13 protein-coding genes, 3 tRNA genes and 1 pseudogene are annotated in these 12720 nt (G+C 65.4%); 11 read left to right on the top strand and 6 right to left on the bottom strand.

All coding sequences use genetic code 11. From position 1 onward, the window contains the following. The first annotated feature begins 4 nt into the window (after window positions 1-4). The 3 genes from B3T59_RS17965 to B3T59_RS17955 all read left to right on the top strand — a co-directional run bounded on the left by B3T59_RS17965 (window position 5) and on the right by B3T59_RS17955 (window position 1640). Window positions 5-979, top strand: coding sequence for an NAD(P)H-quinone oxidoreductase (locus tag B3T59_RS17965; protein ID WP_005208160.1), 975 nt, complete (start codon window positions 5-7; stop codon window positions 977-979). A gap of 90 nt (window positions 980-1069) precedes the next feature. Then, a tRNA-Ser gene (locus tag B3T59_RS17960) sits at window positions 1070-1154 on the top strand. A 111-nt stretch (window positions 1155-1265) separates the two neighbouring features. Continuing rightward, window positions 1266-1640 (top strand): hypothetical protein, encoded by a 375-nt coding sequence (locus B3T59_RS17955; RefSeq protein ID WP_231894495.1) that lies wholly within the window; start codon window positions 1266-1268, stop codon window positions 1638-1640. Between the two features lie 10 nt (window positions 1641-1650). On the opposite strand, the gene B3T59_RS17950 is transcribed toward B3T59_RS17955, so the two are convergent. Together B3T59_RS17950 and B3T59_RS17945 are read right to left on the bottom strand one after the other, a co-directional pair. Continuing rightward, window positions 1651-2136: an SRPBCC family protein gene (locus tag B3T59_RS17950; RefSeq protein ID WP_005208156.1), complete on the bottom strand. Its 486-nt coding sequence runs from the start codon at window positions 2134-2136 to the stop codon at window positions 1651-1653. A 4-nt stretch (window positions 2137-2140) separates the two neighbouring features. Further along, complete coding sequence (locus tag B3T59_RS17945) at window positions 2141-2503, bottom strand: ArsR/SmtB family transcription factor (RefSeq protein WP_005208154.1); 363 nt, start codon at window positions 2501-2503, stop codon at window positions 2141-2143. 105 nt (window positions 2504-2608) lie between these two features. Here B3T59_RS17945 and B3T59_RS17940 point away from each other — a divergent pair, with 105 nt between their 5' ends. Both B3T59_RS17940 and B3T59_RS17935 read left to right on the top strand, forming a co-directional pair. Continuing rightward, a complete protein-coding gene (locus tag B3T59_RS17940; protein WP_064864217.1) occupies window positions 2609-3073 on the top strand; it encodes a hypothetical protein in 465 nt (154 codons plus the stop codon). A 236-nt stretch (window positions 3074-3309) separates the two neighbouring features. Next, entirely contained in the window at window positions 3310-3825 is a 516-nt protein-coding gene (locus B3T59_RS17935; RefSeq protein WP_231894496.1) for a hypothetical protein, read from the top strand. Between the two features lie 269 nt (window positions 3826-4094). On the opposite strand, the gene B3T59_RS17930 is transcribed toward B3T59_RS17935, so the two are convergent. Both B3T59_RS17930 and B3T59_RS17925 read right to left on the bottom strand, forming a co-directional pair. After that, window positions 4095-4721 carry a hypothetical protein gene (locus tag B3T59_RS17930; RefSeq protein ID WP_287004575.1) on the bottom strand — a complete coding sequence of 209 codons (627 nt, stop codon included), beginning with the start codon at window positions 4719-4721 and terminating at the stop codon, window positions 4095-4097. Window positions 4722-4821: 100 nt separating this feature from the next. Continuing rightward, window positions 4822-5913, bottom strand: a complete 1092-nt coding sequence (locus B3T59_RS17925) for a magnesium transporter CorA family protein (RefSeq protein ID WP_267626536.1) — start codon at window positions 5911-5913, stop codon at window positions 4822-4824. 70 nt (window positions 5914-5983) lie between these two features. Between B3T59_RS17925 and B3T59_RS17920 the strand changes: the two genes are divergently transcribed. Together B3T59_RS17920 and B3T59_RS17915 are read left to right on the top strand one after the other, a co-directional pair. Next, window positions 5984-7105, top strand: a complete 1122-nt coding sequence (locus tag B3T59_RS17920; protein ID WP_005208135.1) for an acyltransferase family protein — start codon at window positions 5984-5986, stop codon at window positions 7103-7105. A 73-nt stretch (window positions 7106-7178) separates the two neighbouring features. Then, window positions 7179-8420: a hypothetical protein gene (locus B3T59_RS17915; RefSeq protein ID WP_064864223.1), complete on the top strand. Its 1242-nt coding sequence runs from the start codon at window positions 7179-7181 to the stop codon at window positions 8418-8420. Window positions 8421-8430: 10 nt separating this feature from the next. Here the strand turns inward: B3T59_RS17915 and B3T59_RS17910 are convergent, their stop codons facing one another. Beyond that, window positions 8431-8943 (bottom strand): acyl-CoA thioesterase, encoded by a 513-nt coding sequence (locus B3T59_RS17910; protein WP_039856691.1) that lies wholly within the window; start codon window positions 8941-8943, stop codon window positions 8431-8433. Between the two features lie 222 nt (window positions 8944-9165). On the opposite strand from B3T59_RS17910, the gene B3T59_RS17905 reads away from it, so the two are divergent. Then, on the top strand, window positions 9166-10209 hold the full coding sequence (locus tag B3T59_RS17905) for an alpha/beta hydrolase (protein WP_174273073.1): 1044 nt from the start codon (window positions 9166-9168) through the stop codon (window positions 10207-10209). Window positions 10210-10228: 19 nt separating this feature from the next. On the opposite strand, the gene hisC is transcribed toward B3T59_RS17905, so the two are convergent. After that, complete coding sequence (gene hisC / locus B3T59_RS17900) at window positions 10229-11302, bottom strand: histidinol-phosphate transaminase (protein WP_287004573.1); 1074 nt, start codon at window positions 11300-11302, stop codon at window positions 10229-10231. Window positions 11303-11491: 189 nt separating this feature from the next. Here hisC and B3T59_RS17895 point away from each other — a divergent pair. The 3 genes and pseudogenes from B3T59_RS17895 to aqpZ all read left to right on the top strand — a co-directional run bounded on the left by B3T59_RS17895 (window position 11492) and on the right by aqpZ (window position 12669). Further along, window positions 11492-11583, top strand: a tRNA-Ser gene (locus tag B3T59_RS17895). A gap of 40 nt (window positions 11584-11623) precedes the next feature. Further along, window positions 11624-11699, top strand: a tRNA-Arg gene (locus B3T59_RS17890). 209 nt (window positions 11700-11908) lie between these two features. Next, window positions 11909-12669: pseudogene (aqpZ, locus tag B3T59_RS17885) on the top strand (aquaporin Z). Window positions 12670-12720: the final 51 nt, after the last annotated feature.

The following is a 12720-nucleotide window of genomic DNA, read 5'->3' as shown; positions in this document are numbered from 1 at the left end:
TGGCATGCGTGCAATCACCGTCGACTCCGAAACAGCCACACTGTCTGTCGCCGAAGTACCCGATCCGACGCCGGGACCCGGCGAGGTGCTCATCGAGGTCGCGGCAGCGGGCGTGAACCGCGCCGACCTGCTCCAGAAGCAGGGCCTGTATCCACCGCCGCCGGGGGCGTCGGACATTCTCGGTCTCGAGGTGTCGGGCAGGATCGTCGAATTGGGTTCTGAGGTCACGGGGTGGTCCGTCGGCGACGAGGTATGCGCCCTGCTTGCGGGCGGCGGGTACGCCGAGTTGGTGGCGGTTCCGGCCGTGCAGCTGCTGCCGAAGCCGTCGAATGTGGACCTGATCGAGGCTGCGGGGCTACCCGAGGTTGCGTGCACGGTGGTCTCGAACCTGCTGCTCACGGCGCATCTACAGCTGGACGAGCTGGTCCTCATTCACGGTGGCTCGAGCGGAATAGGCACCCATGCGACGCAGTTGTGTCGCGCGTTGGGGGCCAGGGTCGCGGTGACGGCGCGAACGAGGGAGAAGCTGGCGCGCTCGGCGGAGTACGGGGCCGAGATCCTCATCGACTACTCGTCGGAGGACTTCGTCGAGGTGATCTCCGGGCACGGTGGCGCCGACGTGATCCTCGACATCATCGGCGCGGCTTACCTGCCGCGCAACGTGAAAGCTCTCGCGACCGGGGGACGCCTGGTCATCATCGGTATGCAGGGTGGCGTCAAGGGTGAATTGCCCATCGGCGCAATGATTTCCAAACGACTCTCGGTCTACGGCACCGCGTTGCGCTCGAGGCCGGTGACCGGAGCAGACGGCAAAGCGGCGATCGTCGAGAAGACCCACGCGCGTACCTGGCCGTTGATCGAGGCGGGCTCGGTGGTGCCGGTGACCGACTCCGTGTTCGAGCTCGCCGACGCCCAGGCCGCCCACGAACGACTCAACAGCGGCGACGCGATCGGCAAGGTGCTGCTGCGCGTGGGCTGATGAGGGAACAGGCTGACGAAGTCCACCGGCCGGGCGGGTCCGTGGGCTGATGCTGGTCTCACGCTGCGGGTCACGTACCCTTTTCGGCAGGGAAGCGTGGCAGAGCGGCCGAATGCACTCGCCTTGAAAGCGAGCGTGGGTAAAACCACCGGGGGTTCAAATCCCTCCGCTTCCGCAGATGAGTCCACGTTGCGTGGGATCCAGAGGGGCATTTTTGTACCCCTGCGTCCCACGCAACTGAACCTCGTTCCGGCGAACGACGCGTGCGCGTGATCGCTGAGACCGTATGGCACAATTCCGGCCTGTGAAGAAGGTGATGGCAAGTGCATTGATCGGCGGCGCCGCTGCCACAGGCGTTCTCGTGGGCGGCGGAGAGGCGCACGCCGACGTCACTCCTGGTACGTACCGATACTGCAACACCGAGTTCCAGGGTTTTCACGTTCCGGTGCCGTGGTGCTCGGACTCGACGGTTCGCAATCACCGGTTTGGTGTCACCCCCAGCTTCCGCGGCTACCCCATCACAACCGTTGGCAAGTACGAGTACGTCAGTTTCGGCCAGGGCAACGGACTCAAGATGTACAAGACGCGCAACGGATATGCCGGCTCGCAGTATCAGGGCAACAAGGTCATCGCCAAGTTCGTCTTGACACGCAAGCGCTGAGGTCGCGCGGTCATTCGGCCAGGAACTGATCGATCTGGTTGAGAGACTGCGTCGCGCCCTCGGCCATACCCATGTCGAGGACCTTCTGCAGTCCCTCAACCGTTTCGTAGGTGCTCACGTAGGTGGCCACCGTGCGGCCGTCCCTGTCGGTGAACGAGTATGCGTTGTGCGACAACGGAAGTGACTCGATCGGCGTGAAGTCTTCGTCGGCGAAGCCGTCGCGGAAGGTGAAGCTCGACGGCTTGTCGACGGCGTCGACGAGCCAGTAGCCCGCGTACTTTTCGCCGTCGGGGCCCGTCATGTAGTACGTGACACGCCCGCCCGGCGCCAAGTCGTGATCGACGAATGTCGCGGGGTATTCCGGTGGGCCCCAGACCTTCTCGAGCTGGCGCGGATCGGCGTAGATCTGCCAGACGCGTTCCACCGGAGCGGCGAACTCGGCTGTGATGGTGATCGATCGGTCGTCGAGATTCTTGGTGACGTCGATGACGGGCATTGTCTCAATCCTTGTCGTTGGAAGGCGTCGACGTGGTGTCGTCGACAGCAAGTAATGCGTCGATTCGGTCGATGCGGCCCCGCCAGACCTGCTCGAGCTCGTCGAGTAGGTCCGACACGGCGCGCACGGCCTCGACGTCGCCGGAGGCGAGTTGTTCACGCCCTCGGCGACGCTTGGTCAGCAGTCCGGAGCGCTCGAGCACCGCGACGTGTTTCTGTACGGCGGCGAAGCTCATGTCGTAGTCGGCGGCAAGTGTCGACACCGACTGCTCCTGCGCGAGCACACGCCGCATGATGTCGCGGCGGGTCCGGTCGGCAAGCGCGTGGAACAGTGCGTCTGCTCGATCCTCCGTCGCTGTGCTCACCACACGAACATACAACTGATCGGTTGTATGTGTCGAGCTTTGGTGGGATTCGCCTGCAATGCGCACCCGGGTCCTGCGCCCCGAGTCCTTGCGGTGGACACTGGTGGGATGCGCGACGACGGGAGAGGTGTAGACCGCGACGAACTGGACCCACGGCTCGCCGATTCCCTTCGCGGAATCGAACGCAGGGTCATGGCAGAGGTTCCGCTCCGCGGGCGTGCGGTCGCCGCTGTCTGGGTGGCCGTGGTGGTGCTTGCCGGCGTGAGCGCCGTGACCGCACTGACCGGAAGGTCGACGCCGCTCTCGCAACTCGCGGTCGTCTTCGGTGCCGCCGCGGTGGTGCTGTCCATGGTCGCGGTGATTGTTCGACGCTTCGCGCCCTGCTGGATCGCGGCGGCGGTGAGCGCTGTCGCGGTGCCGATCTCGATTCTGGGCTACTGGGCCGATCAGACTGCGCGCCAACAGACTTCGTTGGGACTCTTGGTGGCCGCGCTGTGCCACATCGCACTAGTGGTCAACTGGGTGCAGTGCGTGCGGCCGCCGGTGGGACACAAGGCGGGCCCCACGCCGTAGCCGTGGCGCGGGTGGGCACCGGACTGTCGAGGTTTCGGCGTCATTCGGTCGTGCGACTGCTGGTAACCGCCGGGGCCGTCGGTGTCGAATAACCGGGTAAGAGGACGGTCGCCCGATCGCCCGGGACAGGGAACATCATGCGATACCGGTGGACTGCAACGACTTTGGCCGCGGCCGCAGTAGCGCTGTCCGTGGCGGGCTGCAACCCCGACGACACTCCATCCGCAACAACTTCGATGCCGACCGTCGTTGTCACCACGACGATGCCTGCGTCGACCACATCAGGTGCGGAGGAGGCCGACTCCGGCACTGCTGTCGAGAAGTCGGACTCTCAGGACGGTGGCGCCACGCAGGCTTCTGGTGGTGGAAGCCAGACCGCGCGGCCGCTGCCTCCCGGGCACGGCGTCGGATCGTCGGCGTTCGTGGGTGACTGGACGCGACACGCCAGTTCGCTCGACCTCGCAGGAGATCAGACGGGCACACTACTCATGGGCTCAGGCGCGCTGAACACCGAGAAGTGGTCGGTCACCTGGACGCGGCGCGGAATGGGCATCACGATCACGATCGGTGACCTGATCGTCAAATCCGGCGAGGGTGTCGGCGATATTTCGAAGGGCGAGACGGTCAGCGGCGATCTGTCGACCGGCGCCCACGGCGGCCCGACCCTGGTGACTAAGGGCCTCGGCGACACCGGCGGCCCGCTCACCTGGTGCAGCGCCGCATCCGCGGGCACTCCAGCGTGCGGGGCGTGATCTCGACAGGCTCGATCAGCGAGGGTGGCTCGATCAGCGAGGGGTGATCTCGACAGGCTCGATCAGCGAGGGTGGCTCGATCAGCGAGGGGGCGGCTCGATCAGCGAGGGGTGATCTCGACAGGCTCGATCAGCGGCCAGGCGCTCGAGCAGCGAGGGGGCGGCTCGATCAGCGCGAGCGCGTACACAACTCGGTCGTGAGCGCGGCGCCATCACAATAATCTCCTCGGCGGTCCGCTCAGGTACGAGTTGTGTACGTACCGGTGGTCGTCAGGCCGGCGACATCGCGCGCTGAGCCTTCTCGAGCGCGGCGAGGGTGCGAAGCACGTATTCGCGGCGCGAGGTCAGGTCGGCGATGCGGGCCTTGGCGGAGAGTCCCGATTCCTGCTCGGCGGCGGCCAGGCGTGCGTCGATGTCGGTGAGTTCGCTCAGCAGGCCCTCGGCGCGGCTGAGAAGCTCCGCCCGATCGGGCCGCGAGACGTCGTTGCGTCGTGTCGGACTCGTGGTCGCCGTGCTCGCCTTGTCGCCCGTGCTCTTCACGGCGCTCGACTTCACAGCGCTTGACTTCACAGTGCCCGCAGCGGCCCGCGATGCGGATCGCATGGGTCGAGGGGCGGGGGTACTCGTGCGGATCGCGTTCAACTCGGTGTACGCGTCGCGAGCGCCGACCCGGTGCTCACGCTCCTCCTCGTCGTCGCATTCCACGGAGCCGCCGAGCGGGCGCAGGCCGTAGAAACCCAAGAACTTGCGCGCCTCGGTGATCGTCTCCTCGAGCTCGCGGCACCTGGCGCAGCGCAGTTCGTCGCGAAACTCCGCGACGTCATCGGTGGAGGAGCACCACTCACACGGGGTGGCAGTGTTTTCGGTCACGACAGCGTCGGCAGTTCTGGAGAGCACGTCGAAAACAATACGGGACAAGAGGTTTCAGATTCCAATTCGAGCGTGTCGCACGCCCGACACCCCGCGTGACCACACCCCGCGTGACCAGACCGGGCGACTACAGCCAGTCGCGCTTGCGGAAGTTGATGTAGAGCACGATGACCGATCCGACGATCAGGATCGCGCTGACCCAGACACCCCACGACGTGCTGTATCCGGGGAACAGCACGTTCTGTCCGTAGTAGCCGGTGATGAGGGTCGGCACAGCGATGATGGCGGCCCACGCGGTCAACTTCTTCATCACGGTGTTGAGCCGCGCGTCCATCAGCGAGAGGTTCGTCTCGAAGACACTGCTGAGCATGTCGCGCAGTGACTCGGTCCACTCGGCGGCGCGCAGCACATGGTCGTAGAGGTCGGAGTAGTTGGGATCGAGCTCTGCCGCGTGCTCTCCACGATCCTGGTAGCGGTGCCGCTGGATGGTGCCCACCACCTCGCGCATCGGGAGCACCACCCGCCGCAGCACCACGAGATCCTTGCGCAGGTCGTACGTCCGACGTTGCAGGCTCACATTGGGGACCGACTCGTCGAAGAGGTAGTCCTCGAGCTCCTCGATCTGGTCGTCGAGTACCTGCACCGCGTCGAAGTGACCGTCGACGACGACGTCGAGCACCACATAGAGCAGCCCGCCGATGCCGAACGCCGCGGCGTGCGTGTCCTCGCAGCGCTCCACCACGGTCTTGATGCCGTCGCCCGGATGCATACGCACCGTGATCAGGGCGTTGTCCTTGATGAATATCGAGATGCGGTGCAATGTAAAGGATTTGGCGCGCTGATTCTGCCCGTTGTTGACAGTGGCCCCGGATCGCGGGGGTGGTGGGTCGTCGGAGTCATCGTCAGGATCGCTGTCGGGGCGTCGAACATCCTGTGCCGCAGGAGGTTTCATCTCGATGCCGTACACCATGATGAAGGTGTGGTCGCTGTAGGTGACGGTCTTCACGCGCTCGGCGGCCGAGATCGTGTCCTCGATGGCGAACTTGTTCAACCCGAGTTCGTTTGCGAGCGAAGAGAGCGTCTCATGGCTCGGGCACTGCAGATCGGCCCACACGACGGTGTCGGATTCGCCGATGTGGTCGGAGACCGATTCGAGCGAGAACCCGTCGACCTTCTTGCCGTCGCGCCAGATCTGACCCTGGATGCGCTCGTCTCCCATGACGTCATCCTGCCACGCGGCGAGAGGTCCTCGACGCTGCCGCGCTCGCCCGACCTGGCAGGATCGGCCCATGGCCCACCGCATCCCGTCGCTCACCGGAGTGCGTGCGCCGGCCGCGGCCGCGGTCTGCCTGACACATGCGGCGTTCTGGACCGGCAACTACACCGACGACTACGTCGGGCGCCTGTTCTCGCGGTTCGAGGTCGGCGTCGCCATCTTCTTCGTACTCTCGGGGTTCCTGCTGTTCTCGGAGTGGATTCGACCGCTGCAGAAGGGCTCGGGCCCACCGTCGACGCGGCGCTACTTCTGGCATCGCGCACGCCGAATCCTGCCCGCGTACTGGATCACGGTGATCGCGGTCTACCTCGTCTACGGCTGGTATTCGCCGGGTGGCGAGGCCGTGGTGACGGGCGTCGGCTGGTCGGGTTTCTGGCGCAACATGACGCTGACGCAGGTCTACGGCATCGGCCACCTGCATGCCGGCCTGACCCAGATGTGGAGTCTCGCAGCAGAAGTCGTGTTCTACCTGCTGCTGCCGGTGATCGCATGGCTGCTGATCGTCGTCGTGTGTCGACGCCGCTGGCGACCGGATCTACTCATCGGTGGCCTGCTCGTGATCGGGCTGGTGAGTCCGGTGTGGGCGGTGCTCGTCGACGGAAATCCCGACGCCGATCCGACGGCCCGACTCTGGGCACCCGCCTTCCTCGGATGGTTTATCGCCGGCATGGTCCTTGCGGTCTGCGCGCCCCTCGTCGCGAAGTGGAACACCTGGTTCTGGCCCGCGGCCGCGGCTGCCGCGTTCCTCGTGTCGGGTCTGCCGCTGGCAGGTGAGCCGACGATCACGCCGAGCACGGCGTCGGCCACGATCGTCAAGCATCTGCTCTACCTCGTCATCGCCGTCGGGATGGTGGGTCCGCTCACCGCCACCGACCAGTCGTCGCCGTGGGCTCGGCTGTGCGGGAGCCGACCCGTCGTGTGGCTCGGCGAGATCTCCTACGAGTTCTTCCTCGTGCACGTACTCGTACTCGAGGTGGTCATGGATCTGCTGAACTACCGCGTATTCAGCGGCAATGTCGTCGTGGCGTTCGTGGTGACTACCGCGATCAGCATCCCGGTCGCGTGGTTGTTGCACCGCGCGACCCGACCCCTGTGGCGTGCGACGACGCCCCGGGCACCCGAATTGCGCAGGTAGAATCTGGGAACGCGGCGGAGCCGGGGAACCACTCCCGCTCGCCAGACAGTCCCGAATCGAAGGCGTTACGACGATGATCGACAAGAGCGCGGCCCAGCGGGGTGGCGACAGCAGTGCGCAGATCCGCAGTTGGTGTGAGCGATCGGCCATCGCGGGTGAGCGCCCCGAACTCTCCGATGCCGCCGCACTACTCGTGGCGTCGGGGTACCTCACGCCTGCGGGTCGGGCGATCCTGGTTCGCCGGATTTCTTCCGGACTACCTGTGCCGACGCTGCCTGCGGGTTTCGGCGAGCTGCGTCGACTCCAGCGGGCGATCGTCCAGCTCGAAAGCCAACTCGACGCCCCGATGGTGCCCGGAATGGTCGTGACGCTGATGCGCGGCCGTCTCAACGGGCTGCTGCGTCGGCGCGACGACTCGCGCAAGCTGATCGTGACCGCGAAGGGCGTCTTCGCAGGTAGTACGCGCGCCATCCGGAGGGAGCGTCGGGAGAACGTGTACCTCGAGATCGAGGAACGCGAGCGGCTGTTCGCCGGACTGCTCTGCACACCGACCCCGAACGTGAACACATCGAATCCGATGCGCCGTGCGGGAACGGCGGCTGTGGAACGGATCGCGGGCGTCGTCGGACAGGTCGCCGCACGCTCGGGGTATCCGCAGGCGGGGGAGTGGGCCAACCGCGTTGCCGCAGTCGACGGCACTCCCGCGTCGCCGAGGACCCCCGCTTCACCGCTGTCCGGGGTGGCGAACTTCGTCGACGGCTACGAGACGCTGATGTTTCTCGCCGCCCACTACTACGACCGCATCATGCGCAATCCGGCCTGGCGGTCGGACCATTTCGCCGTGCAGCGCACGCAGGTCAATCTGCACGCCGAACTCGCCGAGATCGTCGCCGACGTCATCGCGCTGCGCTCCGTGCGGATCGACCTCGACCGCGCCAAGCGCAACGGCGGATTCGACGCCTCGTTCGCCGCCCAGATCGACCGTCGCGAAACGGTGTTGCGGCCGGTCTGGACCGAACTCATCGACCGTGTGCAGGCGCTCGGCGACGTCGCGCACGTCGTCGAGTCGGCCGCCGTCGAACTGCAGATCCTGTCTGAATACAACAGGGCCGCAACCATCGACGACCGGATCGACGCGCTCATCGCCAGGTCGGGCGACCGGGAGATCTCCGTCGACAACGCCAAACGCCTGAGCGAGCAGGTGCGCAGCGGCGAGGAGCAGTTGCGTATCTACCGCGACGTCCTCGAGGGCAACATCGCTCGGATCTCACCTGCCGTGCCGCGCGAGCTTCCCGCCCGCTACGAGCCGTCCTGACCGCGTCGTTTCAGGCGCGCGACCAAGACCGCAGGTGATCTTTTTCGACGCTGCTCAGCCGTCGAAGTGAGTGTGCCGCCACGTCGACGACGGCCATCTGGGTGCTCGCGACACAGGCGGGTTTGGAGTCGTCCTCGGCGTGCGCGCCGCGGATCTCATAACCGATGGTGAAGTCGACCGATCGAAAACCCTTGATCCACATGCCAATTCGCAGCGGCGAATCGTCGTGCCGTAGTTGGCTCTGATATCTGATCTCGACGTGGACGATCATTGCGCTCTTGATCAGTTCGGCCTGCGACCCGGTCGGGGTGTCGGCTTCGGCGGCCAGGGTGGTTGCCATGACCAACCATTGGATGCGCGCCTCCTCCATGAGGGTGACCATCCGCGCGTGGTTGATGTGACCGAACGCATCCATGTCCGACCACCGCACGGGGACCTCGGCGACGAATGCGAAGTCTCGGACACCGAGACCGCGTTCACCTGCAGGCTTCGCCGAACTGTCCGGATTCTTTGGTGTCGTCACAAATAACAACCCTATGTCGACGTTGCGTGAAGGCGGTTCGGGGATGTCGATTGCCAGGATCGACACGTACCCTGTGGACGACACCGGCCGCAGTGGGAGGGGAACCCACTGATTGCGGGCCGTCTAGACAATAACGATGCGCTGTTGAAGAAGATGCGCACTGCTGCGAGCGCCCGACCATCAACGGTCGGCGCGCTCCGAAGAGTTCGAGGAGACCGTTGCATGGCTGGGCGTTGGAGAATCGCGGCTGCGCGTCGGCGTACGGAAGGTAGTGGATCGGTGCTTCGGCGATCTGCAGTACTCGCGACCGCGCTTGCCGGATGTGCCGCGCTACTCACCGGTGTTCCCGCCGCGAACGCGGCACCCGTGCCCGTCGCGAAGATCGCGAAGGTTCAGAAACTCGGACCGCTCAGAACCGACATCTGGGTCACGTCGCCGTCGATGAAGACGAAGATCAAGTTGTCGGTGCTGACCCCCGCGGACGCGTCAGGCCCGCGGCCGACCGTCTATATGCTCGACGGCGCCGGAGCCGAGGGCGACGTGAGCGACTGGATCACCAAGGGCCACGCGGGCCGCTTCTTTGCAGGCAAGAACGTCAACGTGGTGCTGCCGACCGGCGGTAAGGGCAGCTTCTACACCGACTGGCAGAAGCACGATCCCAAAGTGGGACAACCCATGTGGGAAACCTTCCTCGCCAAGGAACTCCCCCCGCTGATCAACAAGCAGTTCGACGGCAACGGCCGCAACGCGGTCATCGGCCTGTCGATGGGCGGCCAGGCGGCGTTCGCGCTCACCATCCGTCACCCGTCGACCTACAGCGGACTCGCCTCACTCTCGGGTTGCCCGCCGGTCTCCGGCGCCGCCAACGAGGCCTACGTGCGCACGACCGTCGGTCGCGATGGGGGCGACGCGACGAATATGTGGGGACCGTTCGGTTCGGCGGGCTGGGACGCTCACGATCCGGCCAAGCATCTCGACGCGCTGCGCGGCAAGAACATCTTCTTGGCCGCCGGATCCGGCGCGATCGGCCCACTCGATCTGCAGCGTCGCATCGAACCCGACGAGGGCCCACCCGAGGCCGTGACGGCGTCGTCGTCGGCGCTGGAGCTGGGCGCCTACCGCTGCTCGCTGGAGTTCGCCGCGACGATGCGCGCCAACAACGTGCCCTACACCGACGGCTTCCGCCTGATCGGCACGCACACCTGGGCCTACTGGGAGCAAGACCTTCCCGCCGCCTGGCGCACCGTCTCGCGCGGCCTGTACTGAGCCGCCGCTCGGGAATGCCCTAGCCGACCGAGTGGTCCTCGGCCCAGCGGGTGGCGAAGCTCAGGAAGGCGTCGTTCTCGTCGGCCTCGGTGACGGTCGCGCGTACGCCGTCGCCGGCGAAGGGTCGGATGATCACGCCTGCGTCGCGCGCGGCGTCGGCGAAATCAGTTGTCGCGTCGCCGAGTTCGATCCAGACGAAGTTCGCCTGCGTGGCCGGGACGCGATATCCCATGTCGCGCAACCGGTCTGCGACTCTGGTGCGCTCGCTGACGATCGCCTCGGTGCGCGCGAGTAGCTCGTCGTCGGCGTCGAGGCTTGCGACGGCCGCGGCCTGAGCCACCGAGTTCACGGAGAACGGTACGTGGGCCTTGCCGAGCGCGGTGATCACCTCGGGATGTGCGATCGCATATCCGACGCGCAGCCCCGCGAGTCCGTACGCCTTCGAGAATTTCCGCAGCACAACCAGATTGGGGTACTCGCGGTGCAGTTCGATGGCGTCGTACGCCTGAGTCTGCGACGGCCGCACGTACTCGAAGTACGCCTCGTCGAGAGCGACGACGACGTCGCTGGGCACCTTGGCCAGGAAGGTCCGCAGGCTGTCGGCGTCGACGATGGTGCCCGTCGGGTTGTTCGGGTTGCAGACGAAGATCAGGCGGGTGCGGTCGGTGATCGCGTCGGCCATCGCGGGTAGGTCGTAGCTGAGCTCGTCGGTCAGTGGGATCTGCACCGGCACGGCTCCGACGAGACGGGTTGCCAGCGGATAGGTCTCGAACGACCGCCAGCCGAACAAGACCTCGTCGCCCGGCTCGCAGGTGATGGTCACGAGGTTCTGACAGAGGCTGACCGAGCCGCAGCCGACCTGGATCTCATCCTCGGTGACGCCCAGACGCTTGGCGAGTGAGGCCGTCAACTCGACCATGCCGTTGTCGGGGTAACGGTTGATGGTCTGCAGCGAATCGGTGATGGCCTGCTCGACGCTGAGCAACGGGCCAAACGTCACCTCGTTGCTCGCGAGTTTGATCGCGCCGGGAAACGTTGCACCGGGCACGTAGACGGGCAGTTCTTCGAGGTGGAGGCGAAGGCGGAAACTCACACGTCAAATGTAGGACGCGGGTACGCGCGTGCCGAAACCGGCTCATGTGAGGCGACGTTTGCGCGTTCTCCGCGACGCCTCCGTCAGGGGCCGTCTGTGCAGGTCGTCGTGCCGACTAGCTCGCGGTTTGCTTCCGACTGACGACCGTGTGTAATCTTTCCACTCGGCAGTTCGAAAGGACTCCGCCAAGGAGGCGTGCCAGAGCGGCCGAATGGGACTCACTGCTAATGAGTTGTCTCGCTAAAACGGGACCGGAGGTTCAAATCCTCTCGCCTCCGCCACCGCAGTCTGCCTCGACCGCGGAGAACTGAATAACGCTACGCGCCCGTAGCTCAACGGATAGAGCATCTGACTACGGATCAGAAGGTTTGGGGTTCGAATCCCTACGGGCGCACCACACAACTCCCCGTCACCGGTACTCGGTGGCGGGGAGTTTGTCGTCGACGGGTCTCGTCCGGCGTCCCGGTGCCAGGTCTGCACGCGGTCTCGCCGAGGTCACTGTTGTGAATCGGACACTGAGAATCCGCAATCATGGGTGATTTACTGAAGTGGCGCAAGTGCTTGATGTGACATTTCGGTCCTGGGTCGTACGACGAGAGGAACTCTATGCCTTCGCCCATTGCAAAAATCACTGCCGAGTTGTTCGGCACGTTCTGGCTGGTCTTCGGCGGTTGCGGTACCGCGATCTTTGCCGCGAAAGAGGTGGCTGTCGGTGACGACACCGGCACCCGAATTCAGGTGGGTGTCGGCTACCTCGGCGTCGCCCTCGCCTTCGGTCTCACCGTGGTCACGATGGCGTACGCCCTCGGTCACATCTCCGGAGGCATTTCAATCCCGCCATCACGCTCGGTGCCTGCGTCGGCGGACGTACCCCGTGGCGCGACCTACCGGGCTACTGGGTCGCGCAGATCGTCGGCGGTCTGCTCGCGGGACTCGCGCTGTGGGGCATCGCCTCGGGCAAACCGGGGTGGTCGCGTGAAGGAAATATGGCTGCCAATGGCTACGCCGAGCACAGCCCCGGCAACTACACACTTGCCGCGGTCATCGTGGCGGAAATCCTGCTGACCGCGTTCTTCCTGATCGTCGTGCTCGGTGCGACGGACGTCCGCGCACCAAAGGGTATGGGCGCCTTGGCAATCGGCTTGAGCCTGACGCTGATTCACCTCATCTCGATCCCGATCTCCAACACGTCGGTCAACCCGGCGCGCTCGACGGGTGTCGCCTTCTTCAACGGCAACGGCGCACCGGGACAGTTGTGGGTTTTCTGGGTTGCACCTCTCGTCGGCGGCATCATCGGCGGCTTGCTGTACCCGCTGTTGTTCGAGGATGGGCGTTTCAAGTTCGCGCCCCTGCAGAACACCGTCTGACGGAGTCAGCATGCAGAACACCGTCTGACCGAGCACACCTGACCACCCACG

It is taken from the genome of Gordonia sp. UBA7860, assembly GCF_002500165.1.
Lineage (GTDB): Bacteria > Actinomycetota > Actinomycetes > Mycobacteriales > Mycobacteriaceae > Gordonia > Gordonia sputi.
The sequence above is the reverse complement of the archived record's forward strand: the minus strand, read 5'-3'. Positions and strand labels throughout refer to the sequence as shown.

What these genes read in the sequence shown, in the direction of transcription:
- B3T59_RS17965 (WP_005208160.1), top strand. Translation starts at nt 5, where the DNA reads ATGCGTGCAATCACCGTCGACTCCGAAACAGCCACACTGTCTGTCGCC.
- B3T59_RS17955 (WP_231894495.1), top strand. Translation starts at nt 1,266, where the DNA reads ATGGCACAATTCCGGCCTGTGAAGAAGGTGATGGCAAGTGCATTGATC.
- B3T59_RS17950 (WP_005208156.1), bottom strand. Translation starts at nt 2,136, where the DNA reads ATGCCCGTCATCGACGTCACCAAGAATCTCGACGACCGATCGATCACC.
- B3T59_RS17940 (WP_064864217.1), top strand. Translation starts at nt 2,609, where the DNA reads ATGCGCGACGACGGGAGAGGTGTAGACCGCGACGAACTGGACCCACGG.
- B3T59_RS17935 (WP_231894496.1), top strand. Translation starts at nt 3,310, where the DNA reads ATGCCGACCGTCGTTGTCACCACGACGATGCCTGCGTCGACCACATCA.
- B3T59_RS17925 (WP_267626536.1), bottom strand. Translation starts at nt 5,913, where the DNA reads ATGGGAGACGAGCGCATCCAGGGTCAGATCTGGCGCGACGGCAAGAAG.
- B3T59_RS17920 (WP_005208135.1), top strand. Translation starts at nt 5,984, where the DNA reads ATGGCCCACCGCATCCCGTCGCTCACCGGAGTGCGTGCGCCGGCCGCG.
- B3T59_RS17915 (WP_064864223.1), top strand. Translation starts at nt 7,179, where the DNA reads ATGATCGACAAGAGCGCGGCCCAGCGGGGTGGCGACAGCAGTGCGCAG.
- B3T59_RS17905 (WP_174273073.1), top strand. Translation starts at nt 9,166, where the DNA reads ATGGCTGGGCGTTGGAGAATCGCGGCTGCGCGTCGGCGTACGGAAGGT.